We start from the raw sequence: 15,186 nt of genomic DNA, 5'->3' as shown, positions 1-15,186 counted from the left end.
CCCACCGGTGGATTCAGGCTTAGTCGTGGTGTTGACTCGTTCGAGCCGACGGAGTCGTTCCTCATGTTGCCGGGCGCGGTCGGCGACCGCTTCGAGGCTGGCGCGTGCCTGGGCGATCTCGGTGGTCAGTGCGGAGGGTGTCTGTCCTTGAGCACCACGGAGTCGGTATTCCTGGATCAACGTCCGCAGTTCGGGGTTTCGGTAGAGGGTCGCCCGGGAAATTCCGGTCGCTGCCACAATGAACGACCGCAACCGACCAAGGCGTGCCTGGCCGAGGAGGGTTTCCACCCGCCAGCGCGAGCCGCGTCTACGACCCGATCCTGCGTGACGAGGTGGGGGAAGACCTGTACGGCATCTTCCGTAAGGATCACAAACCGGTGGCCTGGTGAACCTGCTCGTCGACTTTCCGCTCGGCACCCGGCTCGTCGTTCGTTCGCGCATCGAGGGCGGCTTCACCGATGCGCTCGGCTACCTGCGCGAAAATACGCAATACGCAATACGCAATACGCAATACGTCATCGAGACTAGGCGCGGGCCGGTCACCGTCCTCCTCAGCGAGGTTGTCGCGGCGAAGGAGGTACCCCCGCCGCCGCGCTCCCCCGCGATCGATTAGGGGTGCTTTAGACGATAGCCTGCGGCGGCAGCGCGGCGATCAGGGGGTGATCCTTGGCAAATGCGCCCATCTTGGCGGCCCCGCCGGGAGAGCCGATGTCGTCGAAGAACTCGACGTTGGCCTTGCAATAGTCGGCCCACTGCTCCGGCACATCATCTTCGTAGTAAATCGCCTCGACCGGGCACACAGGCACACAGGCATCGCAGTCAACGCACTCATCCGGGTGGATGTAGAGCATCCGGTCACCCTCATAGATGCAGTCGACCGGGCATTCTTCGATGCAGGCCCGATCCTTCACGTCGACGCAGGGAAGAGCGATAACATACGTCACAGCGGCAGGACTCCCTTCACGCAGGGCAGGCCCCGAGCCTACTACAACCGGGTGGTCAAATCAGATGTGGCTGTGACAGGTTGGAGTGGCCCCGGTGTGACGGGGTGAATAATAACGATCGTCGCAACACTGGGGTTGGCACGTACTCGACGAGCCGGCAACCGTCCGTTTCCTGCCCAGCGGCACACCCTTGGCGCTGCGCTGGCGGGGCAGCATCTGGCAGATCATCGGAGAACCTGTTTCCTGGTCCAGCTCGAGCAGCTGGTGGGAACCCGGCGCCACTGCCCTGGGCGGACGCGGCAGCATCATCACCACCCGGTTCTGGCGGTTCCAAGCCCAGACCGGGCCGGCGTCCCCGGTCCGGGAGTTCGACATCAGCGCAGATCCTCGGTGGGAAAACTGGCGGCTGCGCCGCGTCGCCCGCACCTCTGGTTTCTGACCGGACGGTGGACGGTGGGGTCAGTGTCAGGGCATGGGTGGCAGCAAAAGGTACCCGAAATATTACGCGGGACTAATGGATCAGCGGATCGAGGAGTTCGTGATGCGCGAGGAACTGATCATGCTCACCGCAGCCGAACTCGACATCGAAAACACCCGGCCCACGGACTTCCCGGAGCCACGCCGGGTGTACGCGTGGATCCGCTACCCCTCCCAAGCCATCAGGATCCAAACGCACGCGATCGCCTACACGAAGACGGCCGTGAAGATCCGGTTCTTCGAACCCCTGATCATGATCCAGCGCGAAGGTTGGGTATGGCTGGGCGCCGTCACCCCGGTTCCTCCGGACTGACCACGAGATTTCCGCGGCTGACTGTCTTTGGCCGCCCGCGCGTACGCGGCGGTGATGTAGTCCTCAACATCGACTCGGCCAAGACGCCATTGCCCCCGTCCACTCACCTGGATGGCCGGTAGCTCTCCATTGCGAATGAGTGCCCGGATGGTGGACTCCTTGGTGTTGAGTTCCTCGGCTACCTGCCGGAGAGTCAGGAACCGTAACGGCTTGACGGGCTCTTCGTCTGCACCAGGGATCTCACTCATGGATTCATCCTCTCCCACAGCACGCACTGATCCAGGGAAGGTGGGTTAACGGGGTGGGAGCGGAGGCTGCACCACCAGCTCCCGCTCCCCGTTTTCTTGCCTTCCCCCTTGCACCGAGGAAATCTAGTGGGCCCGGTTCTTCTCTTCGGCCAGAGTCCGCCGGCCCGGGCGCAGCGCTCGGGGTTGTACCGGTTCCCACGTCCTGCCCTGATTGTGCTTGCGTTGCAGGCGCTTCACCTCGCGCAGTACGGCCGCTTCAATGAGATCCGTCACCGACCGGTAACCCTCAGCTTGCCCCGCGGCCAGGAACACTGCCCTTACCTGATCGGCGTCCTCCTGCGTGAAGTAAGGGGGTGAAAGACGCGGGTTTGTGCTTACTCATCCACTCCCCCTCCTCATTACTAATTTACTCATTTACTCATTACTCGAATGATGCTGCGGTGGCACCCTCAGGACGCTCTTGTCCAGGAGTTGCGTTGAGGTCCTGATCCGGTGTCCGAATGATCCCCCATCTATTCGCACCGGGTCAGGGCCCCCACCCCCTTTTCACGGCACGTTATCCCGGGGTTTCCTCAAGACCCGGGCACGGGGTTGTCCGGGGAGGCTGGGACCGGGCTGATGCGTTGCAGCAGGGCCTCGTAGGCTTCCTGCAGCGTGGTGTTGCGGGTCTGGGCGCCAGCGAGTTCGCTGGTGACTTCCGCCGCTTGCTGTTCCGCGGCCCGCTGGGCGGATTCCGCTTCCCCCACTACTGCCCGCAAACCAACCAACTGCTCCTCCAAAGAAGCGATCCGAGTGCTGGATTCTTTGTCAGCGGTGTCTTTTTACGCCGTGACCCGATCCAGGTCAGCGACGAGATCAGCGACTTCCACATTCCGATCCCGGCTCTCCTGCGACCAGGCGGCTTCCACCGCTACGTGGCGCTCAGCAGCCAGAGTGGAAGCTTCAGCCCAGCACACACCAGCGAGCCGGGCGGCCTGCTCCAGCAACACCGGCGGTGCTACCGCCACGCTCTGGCCTGCGGCGAGTTTCTCCTCGGTCCATTCCTTCAAATACCGGGTGGCATCAGCATTACTCACCCCCGCCGCGGCCCGCACCGTGGACACCGTCGGCCGCCGCTCGGCGCTGATGGTCTCCGCCGCCGCGTACACGCGGTCCTTCACACCAGAACCCACACCCCACCCCTTCTCTCAACGAACCATGATCAAATCCGAATCTACAGTAGTAGGAGTAGTAACGCTACTACTCCTACTACTACGAGACATACGTCGATTCAGAAGGGCAGTTCATTGTCAGATGGACCGCACCGTGCCGGGCTCTGGAATCCCGGTGTGATTTTGGGTGCTGAATGGCGGCATGCGGGGAGGCGCTGTAGGCGGGCTCGGACATGGTTTACGGTCGTCGGTGGACCCGTTGGAGCGTTTGCGGGGGTCCTGCTGCGACCCTTTTAGTGTGAGGCAGAACGCGTGTGGTTATGCGTCAGTGGTTGCCCGGTTTCAGGTTAGAAGTCCGAGGGCGAGCCCGGCGGCGGCGCAGACGCCGAGGGTGCGCAGGACGCTCCATCGCAGCAGGAAGATCATGACGATCGCGGCGATTGTGAGCAGCAGGGCCCCGGGTTGGAGGCTGCTGGCTTCGGGGAGGTCGAGGTGGACGGGCCCCCAGTTCCAGGCGGTGGTGGTGGCGAAGAGGGTGTGGGCGGCGAAGTAGACGGCGAGGTTGGCGATGACTCCGACCACGGCGGCGGTGATGCCGGTCAGGGCCGCCGAGAGCGACTTATTGCCGCGCAGGCGTTCGACGTGGGGGGCGCCGAGGAAGATGAACAGGAAACAGGGTACGAACGTCACCCAGGTGGTCAGCAGTGATGCCAGCATGGCTGCCGTCCATGGGTCGAGGGTGCCGGGGTCCCGGAAGGCGCCGAGGAAGGCCACGAACTGCACGACCATGATCAGCGGGCCCGGGGTGGTCTCGGCTAGGGCCAGGCCCCGGACCATCTCTCCGGGGGCCAGCCAGCCGTAGGTTTCCACGGCCTGCTGGGCGACGTAGGCCAGCACTGCGTAGGCCCCGCCGAAGGTCACCAGAGCGGTGCCGGAGAAGAACAGGCCTTGCTGGGTGTAGATGCTGTCGGCGCCGGTCAGTGCGAAGGCCACGGCGATCGGGCCCAGCCACAGCGGCACGCCGATTCCGAGGATGACCGCCGCACGCCGCCATGACGGACGGGTGTGGTGCAGGGCGTAGTCGGAGATCAGGGGGGCCGGGCCGTCCTTGGCTGCGTCCTTTACCGGTGGGGACAGGATCTCGGGCCGTAGCCGCCCGATGATCCAGCCGGTGAGTCCGGCTGCGAGGATCACTGCGGGAAACGGCAGCCCGAACACTGCCAGGGCCAAAAACGCCGCGACCGCCAGGACCACCATTGACCAGTGCCGCAGGGCGCGTTTGGCGACCTTAATTACGGCTTGGGTAACGATGGCCAGCACGGCCGCGGCGAGGCCGACGAACAGGGCGGTGATGACGGCGCTTTCACCGAAGGCGACATAGATCGCTGAGAGCCCCAGCAAGGCAATGAATCCGGGCAACACGAACAGCGTCCCGGCGATCAGCCCACCGGCGCCGCCGTTGAGCAGCCAGCCAATGTAGATGGCCAACTGCTGGGCCTCGGGCCCGGGCAGGAGCATGCAATAGGACAGGGCGTGTAGGAAGCGGCGTTCCCCGATCCACCGGTGTTCATCGACCAGGGTCCGTTGCATGACTGCGATCTGCCCGGCCGGCCCCCCGAAGGTCTGCAAGGAGATCTTGAACCAGACCTTGGTCGCCTCCCGCAGGGGCACCACATCGTGGATGGGAGGTGTGGTGCTCACGCCGTGTCCCTTCCGGTGAGGACGCTATGGCGGACGTAGTCATAGACCGCGTCGAAGATCGGGGTGGTCATCATCAGGACGGTCTCATCATCGTGAGCCACCGACAGGGCCCGCAGGATCAAGTCGAATCCAGCAGCCTCGGGGGCGTTGTAGAGCTCGTCCTCCAGATCGGCCTCGTGCACGATCGCGGCGATGCGCCACAGCACCGGGTCGACCAGATCATAGCGACGCAGAATGGTCTCGAAGGTGCAGTCGGGCCCATGGTGGCCCAGCTCCGCCCCGCGCATGTCGAAAGCGGTGGCGTCGGCGGGCACCTGATCGGGGCCGTCCACGAACACGAACTGCGGATCAGGATCCAGGTGTCGGCGGATTAACCACGCACACGCCGCCCGGTCGATATGCACGCCGGCTCGGGTCGCCCATCTCACGATGAGACCTCCTTCTGATTCTGTATGCTCGTTTCGGCCAGTTCCCGCAAGGCCTGGCGGGCCTGCTCGCACTGGGGCGGGCGGAAGAAGTCACGGCGTTCAACCCGTCGCATCTGCGCCCGCAACCGCCGCAGAACCCGGACTCGGTCGGCTTCACCAGCCTCACGGGCCTGGTGGGCATCATGGAGGATTTCGATGTATTCGGCCGCACGCGTCTCGTTCATGGGCGCGGAAATCGCACTCTCCAGTGCCTTCGTTGCCGGGCGCGCGAACCACACCCCGGCGGTGCCGCCGGCTTCCTCGACCTCCTCGGCCGCCCACTCCAGCTGTTCCCGGGTGCGAGCATCAGCAGGCAACGCGACCAGCCCATCGGCCAACTGCGCTGCCCCCAGCTTCTTCAATCGCCGCCACAACGCCAACCGTGGACCCGAGGGCTCCCGCGGTAACCGATAGGTCAACAGCACCCACTCACCGGGGGCGGATTGGGAATCGGACATACGGGATATGTAACCATGGTTACACCGCCGGTGGCAATCCGGTCCCGTGCGCGCGATGGCCGACGGGAATGATCTACGAGCAACCCCGCAGGACCGGATCGCTTCGTAACCAAGATCCGGCGCTGGGCCTGCATCTCGTTCCGTACCGGCCGCGATGCTGCTCACCAGGTGCACCCGTGACGGGAGTCTGCCGGGGCAGTGAGCGCGATGAGGTGCTGGGACGGGTCATTGGTCGTTGAACAGCAACACCCGGCCGGAGCCCGCGTCGCAGGCCCAGTAATGGCCGGTGCCGTCAGCGCCCAGACAATGGCCCACCTCGGGTACCGCCACCTCCCGCACCACCTCCAAGCCCCGGGTAGAGGCCGCCAGCGTGGCGATCGTAGTTCCGGGATCGCTGCGGACGTAGAAATGGTCGGTGTCGGTGGAGTACGCCGGTAGGGACTCGCCCCCACCCACCTCATAGTCCCCGAGCTGGCGCCCGTCCTCAAGATCCAGCAGTGTCACCTTCCCTTGATCGGCACAGCTGGCCAGCAGGAGCCGATCACGTTCATCGACCCTGGGGAACCCGTGGGTGGCCTCGCAACCGGTGGGCCACCGTGCCGTGAGCGAGCGTTGCGCGGTGTCAATGGCCACGACCTCCGCCCCAGCGTGGGCGTAAGCTGCGGCACCGTCTGCGGTGAGGGTGAGCCCCTCGGGGCCGCCGGGCACCGACACGAACCCCACCCGGCGGGGTGCCTCCTGGGCTTTCTCGCCCAGGGCGAAGATCTCGATTCCCTCCCGGGCCGGCTCACTGACCCACAGTTCCCGGGCCGATGCCACATAGCGGATGTAGTCAGCCGGAGCAGACACCGCAGCCGAGGAGAGGACCTGACCGCCCTCGGGGTCCAGCACGTCGATCCGTGACGCCCCGCGGTCCAGCACGAACAGCAACCCGCCCCCGACATCGGCAGAATCCACGCTGCCCGCATACGGTACACGGTCCACCTCAGCACTATCCGGGGCCAGGAAATAGACCCCGCTCTCCCGCGCCGGCACCACCACCCGCCCCAGGTCAGCGGAGTACACGACGTCGTCGAAGTCGATCTCTTCGGCAGCACCTGGCAACTCCATTACCTGGGCGGACGGATCGACCTCCTGCGCCGAACTGCAGGCGGTGAGCCCGATGAGCACCACCGCCCCGACCACCCACAACCCGGCCGCACTCGCCCCTGACCTGTTTTCCAGGCGCGCTCGAACCCTGACCCACCCGGGCGTCAACACCGTCAATGCGGCCACTTTGGAACGATAAGGAAAACGCACTTCAATCCTCTTCTCAAGAGTCGACATCCACCACGTCTATGTAACCGTGGTTACAACCCAATGTCGACCCGCCCGCCCGTATGTGGCGTCCAGCGCTGCATAGGGGCACTGCCACTCACCTACCGCACGCTCTCGCCCATGCCGACACGTCCACCACCAGACGCCCTGTCCCCTGCGGACGCGGCATACGGAGCACCAGTCGGCCCGCCACGAGCTGGGTTCCCCGATGACACGAGCTGGGTTCCCCGATGAAAAGTCCCCCATTCGGCACCGATGCCCGAACCGCGGGCCCGCGTAGGGTTTCTCTGCGTGCGATCCCAGCGTGTCGATCAACCGCTGCGCTCCGCCCCCGGCGTCGCCCGCCATTTAGCCCCGTCCGGATGCGCAATCCAGGTACGACAGTCACACCACCTCATCACTGCATTGCACGTACGGAATCGATCGTTCGCGCCGGATAAAGCACGGCCGGGCCGTACGGTCCACTGTCGACCGCGGCCGGCCACCCGTCATTAGTGCACCAAACTCTTGACCTTCCCCCGAAGGGGAAGGTACAGACTGGGGTTAGTACCTCATCGAATAGTCAGCCGCCGGGTCCGCCGGTGCGTTGCAGAGAAGACTTGTGGAGATTTTTATGCCTGAGGCAGTACCGGATTTTGATTTGGCCGTCATCGGTTCCGGCGGTGGCGCTTTCGCCGCCGCTATCCGTGCAACGAACCTTGGAAAACGGGTTGTCATGGTAGAGCGTGGGACGGTGGGCGGGACTTGCGTGAACACCGGGTGTGTTCCCTCGAAGGCCTTGTTGGCCGCTGCCGAGGCGCGCCATACTGCCCTGGATTCGGGCAGGTTCCCCGGCATCACGACCACAGCCAAACCGGTGGACATGGGCGGACTCATCGGGGGTAAGCGTTCCCTGGTGGAAAACATGCGCTCGGATAAATACGTGGACCTGATCGGTGAATACGGGTGGGAACTGCGCCAGGGCAATGCTGTGTTCGCCGGGACCGCGGCGGAACCAGTGCTGGAAGTGACCGCCACGGACGGAACCCGGGAGACGATCCACGCCGCGCACTACCTGGTGGCCACCGGATCGACGCCGTGGGCCCCACCCATCGAAGGGCTGAACGGGGTGAATTACCTGACCTCCACCACGGCCATGGAACTCGATGAGGTGCCTGAATCCCTGCTGGTCATCGGCGGCGGTTATGTGGCCCTGGAACAGGCGCAGCTTTTCGCCCGGCTCGGCTCCAAAGTGACGATGCTGGTGCGGTCCCGTCTGGCATCGCAGGAGGAACCCGAAGCATCCCGGGCGTTGATGGGTGTTTTCGCCGACGAAGGCATCAGGGTTCTCCGCCGGGCCACCGTTTCCTCTGTCACCACGGACGGTGATGGTGGCATTGTGGCCCAGGCAGCGATAGCAGGCGGGCAGGAGGAAATTCGGGCAGCGAAACTGCTCGTCGCCGCCGGTCGGCGCCCGGTCACCGACGGCCTGAACCTGGACGGAGTGGGCGTAAAGACTGGGGATAAGGGCGAGATCCTGGTCGATGACACGCTTGTGAGCTCCAACGGAAGGATCTGGGCCGCCGGTGATGTGACCGGGCACCCCGAATTCGTTTACGTGGCTGCTTCCCACGGCACCCTGATGGTCGAGAACGCTTTCAATAATGCCGGCCGTGAAGTGGATTACCGGCATCTGCCCCGAGTCACGTTCACCGGCCCGACCCTGGCGGCGGTGGGAATGACGGACAAACAGGCGAGGGATGCAGGGATTCTGTGCGAGTGCCGGGTGCTGCCCCTGGAATACGTTCCTCGTGCCCTGGTCAATAGGGAAACCCGCGGATTCATCAAAATCGTCGCGGAAGCCGGGACCGGACGGATTATGGGCATCACTGCTGTGGCCAAGGAAGCCGGTGACATCGCCGCGGCTGGTGTCTACATCCTGCAGGCCGGGATGACGGTGGACCAGGTCGCGAACCTGTGGAGCCCGTACCTGACCATGGCCGAAGGCCTCAAAATCACCGCCCAGTCCTTCAACACCGACGTCTCACGGCTCTCCTGCTGCGCCTCCTGACACCGCAGCCCACACCAACACCGACTACCACTGAAGGAAACGGATCCATGACAAACAGCATCGATCAGGTGACCGACCGGCTTGCCTCCACCGAAACCGGCATGCAGCCGTGGCTTTGGCTGCCCCTGCTGAAACTCCTCGCCCAGGGCGACCCGGTCGATACTGCGGATCTCGCCGCCGCCACCGGCCGGCCCCTGGAGGAAATCCGCACCGCGCTGGAGGCCATGGCCGACACCGAGTACGACGAGTCCGGCCGGATCATCGGCCAGGGATTGACCCAGCGCCCTACCCACCACCGTTTCGAGGTAGACGGCCAACAGCTCTATACCTGGTGCGCATTGGACACCCTGATCTTCCCTACGCTTCTGGGAACCTCGGCTCGGATTGAATCCGCCTACAAGGCCACCGGCACACCCGTCCGGGTAACCGCAGGCCCCGCAGGCGTCACCGGCGTCGAACCAGCTGGCGCTGTCGTGTCACTGGTCAATCCCGATGACATGAGTTCAGTGCGCTCGTCCTTCTGCAACCAGGTGCACTTCTTCGCTTCACCGGAAGAAGCCCAACCGTGGATTGACAGCCACCCCGGTGGCACCGTGATCCCCGTGGAAGAAGCTTACGCGCTGGGCTCGGCCATGGCAGAAAAAATGCTCGCCCAGACAACAGTGCACGCCACTAACAATCCCGGGAACGGAGTGCAGTCCTGCACCTGCTGAATATAAGGACCCCAGCAGCAGCTGGATGAATACCCGGTTCGCAGCCGGACTGACGCGGAAATGAGAGCTTCACGAGAAGGACCCGAAAGATCAACCACATCTGAAGGAGATCAGCATGAGCGAACACTTTGACGTTGCCGTACTCGGCATGGGACCAGGCGGAGAGGTCGCCGCGGCCCGCCTGCTCAAAGCCGGAAAGAAAGTCGCAGTCTTCGAACGCGAACTGATCGGCGGGGAATGCGCCTACTGGGCGTGCATCCCGTCCAAAACAGTGCTGCGGCCACCGGAAGCACGTACCGAGGTGCAACGAGCAGCCGGGGTTTCCGGGGCCGAAGTGAACTGGCAGGAAACCGCCAAGTACCGCGACTCCATGATCCGCGATCTCAACGATCAGGCCCAAATTGACGGGTACGCCGACGAGGGCGCTGTGGTGATCAAGGATGAAGCCCGGATCACCGGACCAGGGCGGATTCAGGCCGGAGAACGCGAAATCACTGCCGAACACATCATCATCGCCACCGGCTCGGACTCCGTGATTCCGCCGCTGGAAGGCCTCGATCAAATCACAGCCTGGACCAACCGTGAAACCTACACCGCCACTACCCTTCCCGAACGTGCGATTATCATTGGCGGCAGCGCCGTGGGCGTAGAAACGGCGACGTTCCTGGCCCGCTTCGGAGTCAAAGTCACCCTTGTCCACCGCGGGGAACGACTGATCGACCGGGAAGACGCCCGGGTCGGTGAACTGGCCCACCAGTACCTGCAGGAAGCCGGTATCGACATCCGGCTCGGCACCTCCGCTGCCCGGGCACGACGCACGGGCACCGACAGCATTATCGAACTCGAGACACGCAACGGGGAACCTGTCGGTGAGGTGGCAGCCGACGTCGTGGTATTCGGCACCGGCCGCGCGCCGCGCACCGAAGGACTCGGCTTTGAACACGCCGGGGTGACGTTGGGCGATCACGGGGAGGTTCAGGTGGATGAACACTGCCGGGCCGGCGACAACACGTGGGCCATCGGCGACGTCACCGGCATCATGCCCTTCACCCATGTGGCGAAATACCAGGGCCGGATCGCAGCGGATGCGATCCTCGGCCGACCACATGCAGCCACCTATGAGGGCATACCGCGGGTGGTGTTCGCCGATCCCGAAATCGCCGCCGCCGGGCTGACCCATCAGCAGGCCGAACAGCGCGGGATCCTCACCACTTCGACTGAACTCGATCTCGCCAACGCAATAGCGCGGCCGTGGACCTACGAACAGGACCCCCGCGGGCACCTGGGATTACTCGCCGACGCTGACGGGAAAGTACTCATCGGAGCCTGGGCGGTGGGACCGATGGCCGGCGAATGGATTCACTACGCCTCCCTAGCGATCCGTACACGGCTGCCCATCGACACGCTCCTTGACCAGGTTGCCCAGTTCCCCACATACCACGAGGCCTACCAGGCAGCTCTCGAAAGACTCGACCTCCACTAGTAGCAGGCCCCACCTCTGCTGGTAAGCAACTATTGCCCCGAGCCGGCTCAGCAGATGGTAAAAAATGAAGAATACTGTCGGTGCAGGGAAACCCTGTGAGGTGCAACCCTCCGCTGCCGAGCCAAGATGAGGGTAATTTGGTCCGTGACAAAGAGCCTGCCGTACAGCCCGGGTGGGGCAGTCGCCCCCTGGTGAAGGCCATGACAGTGTTATATGGAAGGGAATTTCGTGGTTGAACGTCTGATCGTCGTCGGTGGTGATGCAGCAGGGATGAGTGCGGCGTCTGCGGCGCGCCGCCAGGTGCCTGGGAGCGAGCTGGAAATCATTGCCTTCGAGCGCGGTAACCACACCTCTTACTCGGCGTGCGGCATCCCGTACTTCATTGGGAAAGACGTGGCTGATGCCGGTGCACTGATTGCCCGAACACCTGAGGAGTTTTCCCGGAACCATGACATTGATGCGCGGGTCAAGCATGAGGTCCTTGAGATCGATCTGAACCGGCGGGCCGTGCGGGTCCGTGACTTATCCAACGGTACGGATGTTTGGGAAGGTTTCGACCAGCTCATGGTTGCCACCGGGGCGCTTCCGGTCCGCCCCCTGTTGCCCGGAAGCGGTGCGGAGGGAATTTATGGTGTGCAGACACTCGATGAAGGGCTCGCTCTCCGGGCCGCCTTGGAGCGGGAACAGCCACGGCGGGCCGTGATTGTCGGCACCGGATACATCGGACTCGAGTTGGCCGAAGCGCTGTGTGCGTGGGGTGTGGAAATAACCGTCGTCGGGCGGGGACAGGCCCCGCTGCCGGGACTGGATCCCGACATGGGGATACTCATTGCCGATGCCATGCTCGGTTATGGGATGAATGTTCGGCTCAATGAGACCGTGACTGGCTTTGAAACCACGGATGGAAAGGTGTCCGCCGTCGTGACCGACCAGACCACCCTTGCCGCCGACGTGGTGATTCTGGGTCTTGGGGTACGTCCCAACACTGCGCTGGCGGCACAGGCAGGAATACCCCTGGGTGAGACAGGAGCAATAGCAGTGGACCAGAGACTGCGCACCGGAATCGACGGGGTGTGGGCGGCCGGGGACTGTGTAGAGAAGTTTCACCGGGTTGCACGGCGTCACGTGAGGATGGCGTTGGGTACCCACGCCAACAAGGAGGGTCGCACCGCCGGAATCAACATCGGGGGCAGTTATGCAACCTTTCCCGGGGTGATCGGTACCGCCGTCACCAAGATTTGCGATGTTGAAGCCGCTCGGACCGGGCTTGGAGAAGACGAGGCGCGCCAAGCCGGCTTCGATCCAATCACCGAGGTTGTGGAGTCAACCACCCGGGCCGGCTACTACCCCGGGGCGAAACCCATCCGCACCAAGCTCATCGCTGAACGCGGCACGGGCCGGCTGCTCGGCGGACAGATTGTCGGTGAGGAAGGAGCCGCCAAACGCATCGACGTCCTCGCAGTCGCTCTCTGGCACGAAATGACTGTTGAGGAACTGCTCAATATCGACCTGTCCTATGCGCCCCCCTTTTCCCCGCTGTGGGACCCAGTCCTGATTGCTGCACGTAAGACGTGGCAGAAAGTGGCAGCCGAGCGTACTGGGACAAAGCTCGGATGAGTTGGAAGCCCCGCGGTGCTCCGATCACTGGCCGGCCACTTTGGGAAATCGAGCAGCAAGGCAAAGCGAAACTAAATTATCCCTCAACCCTCCAGTATCATGGAAGGTTAAGGAGTCCTCCCAGAACGAGATAAATCATGCGTATCGGTAAAGTTGCAGCAGCATCCGGAGTAACGACCAAGGCACTGAGGTTTTACGAGGAGCGGGGGCTGCTGCCCTACGCTGATCGTTCCACCAACGGCTATCGGGATTATCCGGAGGAGACCATCAGCAGGATCGAGTTCATCCGGCGCAGCCAGGTGGCCGGGCTGGCCCTGGCTGAAATCCTCGACATCCTCCGAATCCGGGACGCCGGTAACGCGCCGTGCGGCCATGTGAGGGACCAGCTTTCCGAGCACCTAAAAAAACTGGACCAACAGATAGCCGAACTTACCGCGCTGAGGGAATCCGTTGCCGGGTTCTACGAATCCGCTGCGGCAGGCGACCCTGATCAGTGCAACGCTGAACGTATCTGCAGCTACCTCTGAATTGGTTCCCTCAAATGCCAGCAATGCCTCCTTCGCTTAGATGCTGGGGAGTCATCGAGCAATTATTGATTGTTCCGCCCCGTCTCGCACCGGATCGTAGGGCTGCGTTGTTGGGGCGCAGCAGTCATCCCCTCTCGTAAGGGCTCGGGCGGACCTCCGCCGGAAGGCCCAAACCAGTACTCCGGCGGCCAACAACAATGGAAGGCCGCAGTACAGCACGTGGAGCAGCACGAAACCTCCGACAAGGGGTCTGAGGAGGATCGGTACGGAAATTCACGTTTAGCAGGTTCCGGTCCGGATGCCAGCTGTAGATGGTGAACCTTTCGGTTCTAGGTGGTGCTGTCGCTGGCGTGGTGAACGGGTGAGAATGCGACTATAAAGAGCCCCGCGGGTTTTGTTGCCGTGCATGTTCTTGCTGTCAGTTACCCAAGCCGCCTGCGCTGGATGTCAAGAGGGGCCTGCATTGTCGAGGTTGGTCTCCGACGAACCCACTCGCTCGGCTTTCAGATACTGGTAGAGGGTCTCGCGGCTGATCCCGAATTCCCGTGCGAGGCCGGTTTTCTGTTCCCCGCCCCTGACTCGCTCCCTCAACTCGGCTGCCTGCAGGGGTGAGAGCGATTTACTGCGACCACGGTACGCCCCGCGCTGCTTGGCCAGAGTGATCCCTTCCCGCTGCCGTTCACCAATGAGTGCCCTTTCGAACTCGGCGAACGCACCCATCACCGAGAGCATGAGATTCGCCATCGGGGAATCCGTGCCAGTGAAGGTCAAGTTCTCCTTGAGGAATTCAACGCGCACGCCCTTCCTGGTCAGCTTCTGCACCAGTGCACGAAGATCATCCAGATTCCGGGCAAGACGATCCATGCTGTGCACGACCAGGATGTCGCCCTCACGGACGAACAACAGCAGGTTTTCGAGTTCCGGGCGCTTCGTATCCTTACCAGAGGCCTTATCAGTAAACACTTTGTCCAACTCGATGCCCTCCAACTGACGCTGGGGGTTCTGATCGAGGCTACTGACCCTGACATACCCAACACGCTGACCAGTCACGGCGCCTCCTACGACAAAGTGTCAGAATGAACCCCTAGAGCCTGAACCACGAACGTCAGGATACTTCAGAACGGACTCTATTCTGACACTATTAGACCCTAGTCCTGACGTCCGGTTAGCCTACACCCCAACCAGACATGGACAACGTCCCATCACGCGACGGCGATCATCTGATCGTGACGATACTCAATGAGCGTGGATTTCCGTACCAATCTTCCTCAGACCCCTACTTCGCCAGCGCTTACGTTCATGCATGTATGCATGCATGAACGTACGAGGGGTGCTGTAGTTATCAGTCCTCGAGGAGCCATCGGTCCTCATCGGTGGTGTGCGTGAAATCAACGACACCGAGTGGGAAAACCAGCTCTGCTGCGATGCGGTCCTCGAGCAGGTCCTCGAATGCCGGAACCTGAAAGCGCGGCAGGTGCTCAACCTGGTACTCGATCAGCTGGTTGGGATGAGTGAGGTCTGCGGATCCTACGAGGGCCTTTCCGATGCTGGTTGTCGATGAGAGCTGCGGGGTTCGCCCACTGTAGCGGGCAGTTTCGTCGTTTCCTGGTGGCTGGTCCTGGTTCCGGGGTTAGGCTCGGAGGATCCTGTGATCAGTCGTTTCTGGGGAAAATCATGCAAATCGTGCCTGACTTTACGATCATCGTCGTCTTCGTGTTGT

General features: G+C 62.9%; 20 protein-coding genes. 9 read left to right on the top strand and 11 right to left on the bottom strand.

The genetic code is table 11. The features are described from left to right. The coding region (locus Y704_RS24755; protein ID WP_216698922.1) for a hypothetical protein at positions 1 to 237 on the bottom strand (237 nt) is incomplete at its 3' end. A 148-nt stretch (positions 238 to 385) separates the two neighbouring features. Between Y704_RS24755 and Y704_RS0101030 the strand changes: the two genes are divergently transcribed. Continuing rightward, positions 386 to 613 carry a hypothetical protein gene (locus tag Y704_RS0101030; protein ID WP_026548755.1) on the top strand — a complete coding sequence of 76 codons (228 nt, stop codon included), beginning with the start codon at positions 386 to 388 and terminating at the stop codon, positions 611 to 613. 7 nt (positions 614 to 620) lie between these two features. On the opposite strand, the gene fdxA is transcribed toward Y704_RS0101030, so the two are convergent. Next, positions 621 to 944, bottom strand: a complete 324-nt coding sequence (fdxA, locus tag Y704_RS0101025) for a ferredoxin (RefSeq protein ID WP_026548754.1) — start codon at positions 942 to 944, stop codon at positions 621 to 623. A 190-nt stretch (positions 945 to 1,134) separates the two neighbouring features. On the opposite strand from fdxA, the gene Y704_RS17985 reads away from it, so the two are divergent. Then, positions 1,135 to 1,383: a hypothetical protein gene (locus Y704_RS17985; RefSeq protein ID WP_051476568.1), complete on the top strand. Its 249-nt coding sequence runs from the start codon at positions 1,135 to 1,137 to the stop codon at positions 1,381 to 1,383. A gap of 33 nt (positions 1,384 to 1,416) precedes the next feature. Then, positions 1,417 to 1,734 carry a hypothetical protein gene (locus tag Y704_RS24255; protein WP_162149338.1) on the top strand — a complete coding sequence of 106 codons (318 nt, stop codon included), beginning with the start codon at positions 1,417 to 1,419 and terminating at the stop codon, positions 1,732 to 1,734. On the opposite strand, the gene Y704_RS25615 is transcribed toward Y704_RS24255, so the two are convergent. From Y704_RS25615 to Y704_RS22500, 8 genes are all read right to left on the bottom strand, one after another. Then, on the bottom strand, positions 1,629 to 1,982 hold the full coding sequence (locus Y704_RS25615; RefSeq protein ID WP_081747327.1) for an excisionase family DNA-binding protein: 354 nt from the start codon (positions 1,980 to 1,982) through the stop codon (positions 1,629 to 1,631). The genes Y704_RS24255 and Y704_RS25615 overlap by 106 nt on opposite strands. Before the next feature lie 123 nt (positions 1,983 to 2,105). Next, positions 2,106 to 2,294, bottom strand: coding sequence for a ParB family protein (locus tag Y704_RS24250; RefSeq protein ID WP_164467736.1), 189 nt, complete (start codon positions 2,292 to 2,294; stop codon positions 2,106 to 2,108). 260 nt (positions 2,295 to 2,554) lie between these two features. After that, positions 2,555 to 2,761, bottom strand: coding sequence for a hypothetical protein (locus tag Y704_RS24965; protein WP_253904176.1), 207 nt, complete (start codon positions 2,759 to 2,761; stop codon positions 2,555 to 2,557). A 42-nt stretch (positions 2,762 to 2,803) separates the two neighbouring features. Continuing rightward, positions 2,804 to 3,154, bottom strand: coding sequence for a DNA-binding protein (locus Y704_RS24960; protein WP_253904175.1), 351 nt, complete (start codon positions 3,152 to 3,154; stop codon positions 2,804 to 2,806). Between the two features lie 321 nt (positions 3,155 to 3,475). Further along, complete coding sequence (chrA, locus tag Y704_RS0101000) at positions 3,476 to 4,834, bottom strand: chromate efflux transporter (protein WP_026548751.1); 1,359 nt, start codon at positions 4,832 to 4,834, stop codon at positions 3,476 to 3,478. Beyond that, positions 4,831 to 5,262, bottom strand: a complete 432-nt coding sequence (locus Y704_RS0100995; protein WP_026548750.1) for a chromate resistance protein ChrB domain-containing protein — start codon at positions 5,260 to 5,262, stop codon at positions 4,831 to 4,833. Before Y704_RS0100995 ends, chrA begins: the two co-directional genes overlap by 4 nt. After that, positions 5,259 to 5,759, bottom strand: a complete 501-nt coding sequence (locus tag Y704_RS0100990; RefSeq protein WP_026548749.1) for a Chromate resistance protein ChrB — start codon at positions 5,757 to 5,759, stop codon at positions 5,259 to 5,261. The genes Y704_RS0100995 and Y704_RS0100990 overlap by 4 nt, the downstream gene beginning before the upstream one ends. Positions 5,760 to 5,984: 225 nt before the next feature. Further along, on the bottom strand, positions 5,985 to 7,034 hold the full coding sequence (locus Y704_RS22500; RefSeq protein WP_162149339.1) for a YncE family protein: 1,050 nt from the start codon (positions 7,032 to 7,034) through the stop codon (positions 5,985 to 5,987). Positions 7,035 to 7,689: 655 nt separating this feature from the next. Here Y704_RS22500 and merA point away from each other — a divergent pair. The 5 genes from merA (at position 7,690) to Y704_RS0100960 (ending at position 13,466) form a co-directional block, all read left to right on the top strand. Continuing rightward, complete coding sequence (gene merA, locus Y704_RS0100980) at positions 7,690 to 9,126, top strand: mercury(II) reductase (RefSeq protein ID WP_026548747.1); 1,437 nt, start codon at positions 7,690 to 7,692, stop codon at positions 9,124 to 9,126. 47 nt (positions 9,127 to 9,173) lie between these two features. After that, positions 9,174 to 9,839, top strand: a complete 666-nt coding sequence (gene merB, locus Y704_RS0100975) for an organomercurial lyase MerB (protein WP_026548746.1) — start codon at positions 9,174 to 9,176, stop codon at positions 9,837 to 9,839. A 115-nt stretch (positions 9,840 to 9,954) separates the two neighbouring features. After that, complete coding sequence (locus tag Y704_RS0100970; RefSeq protein WP_026548745.1) at positions 9,955 to 11,322, top strand: dihydrolipoyl dehydrogenase family protein; 1,368 nt, start codon at positions 9,955 to 9,957, stop codon at positions 11,320 to 11,322. Between the two features lie 228 nt (positions 11,323 to 11,550). Then, positions 11,551 to 12,939 (top strand): FAD-dependent oxidoreductase, encoded by a 1,389-nt coding sequence (locus tag Y704_RS0100965; protein ID WP_026548744.1) that lies wholly within the window; start codon positions 11,551 to 11,553, stop codon positions 12,937 to 12,939. 137 nt (positions 12,940 to 13,076) lie between these two features. Then, entirely contained in the window at positions 13,077 to 13,466 is a 390-nt protein-coding gene (locus Y704_RS0100960; protein WP_026548743.1) for a heavy metal-responsive transcriptional regulator, read from the top strand. A 447-nt stretch (positions 13,467 to 13,913) separates the two neighbouring features. Here the strand turns inward: Y704_RS0100960 and Y704_RS17965 are convergent, their stop codons facing one another. Continuing rightward, positions 13,914 to 14,516 carry a recombinase family protein gene (locus Y704_RS17965; protein ID WP_051476567.1) on the bottom strand — a complete coding sequence of 201 codons (603 nt, stop codon included), beginning with the start codon at positions 14,514 to 14,516 and terminating at the stop codon, positions 13,914 to 13,916. 328 nt (positions 14,517 to 14,844) lie between these two features. Between Y704_RS17965 and Y704_RS0100950 the strand changes: the two genes are divergently transcribed. After that, positions 14,845 to 15,027: a hypothetical protein gene (locus Y704_RS0100950; RefSeq protein ID WP_026548742.1), complete on the top strand. Its 183-nt coding sequence runs from the start codon at positions 14,845 to 14,847 to the stop codon at positions 15,025 to 15,027. The last annotated feature ends 159 nt before the right edge of the window (positions 15,028 to 15,186 follow it).

The sequence above is a fragment of the Arthrobacter sp. Br18 genome (assembly GCF_000520555.1).
Lineage (GTDB): Bacteria > Actinomycetota > Actinomycetes > Actinomycetales > Micrococcaceae > Arthrobacter_D.
Note: the sequence above shows the minus strand (reverse complement) of the source record. Positions and strands in the feature narration are given on the sequence as shown.

Excerpts from the sequence above, each read along its gene's own strand:
- Y704_RS24255 (WP_162149338.1), top strand. The coding sequence starts at position 1,417 with ATGGGTGGCAGCAAAAGGTACCCGAAATATTACGCGGGACTAATGGAT.
- Y704_RS25615 (WP_081747327.1), bottom strand. The coding sequence starts at position 1,982 with ATGAGTGAGATCCCTGGTGCAGACGAAGAGCCCGTCAAGCCGTTACGG.
- merB (WP_026548746.1), top strand. The coding sequence starts at position 9,174 with ATGACAAACAGCATCGATCAGGTGACCGACCGGCTTGCCTCCACCGAA.
- Y704_RS0100970 (WP_026548745.1), top strand. The coding sequence starts at position 9,955 with ATGAGCGAACACTTTGACGTTGCCGTACTCGGCATGGGACCAGGCGGA.
- merA (WP_026548747.1), top strand. The coding sequence starts at position 7,690 with ATGCCTGAGGCAGTACCGGATTTTGATTTGGCCGTCATCGGTTCCGGC.
- Y704_RS0100990 (WP_026548749.1), bottom strand. The coding sequence starts at position 5,759 with ATGTCCGATTCCCAATCCGCCCCCGGTGAGTGGGTGCTGTTGACCTAT.
- Y704_RS0100960 (WP_026548743.1), top strand. The coding sequence starts at position 13,077 with ATGCGTATCGGTAAAGTTGCAGCAGCATCCGGAGTAACGACCAAGGCA.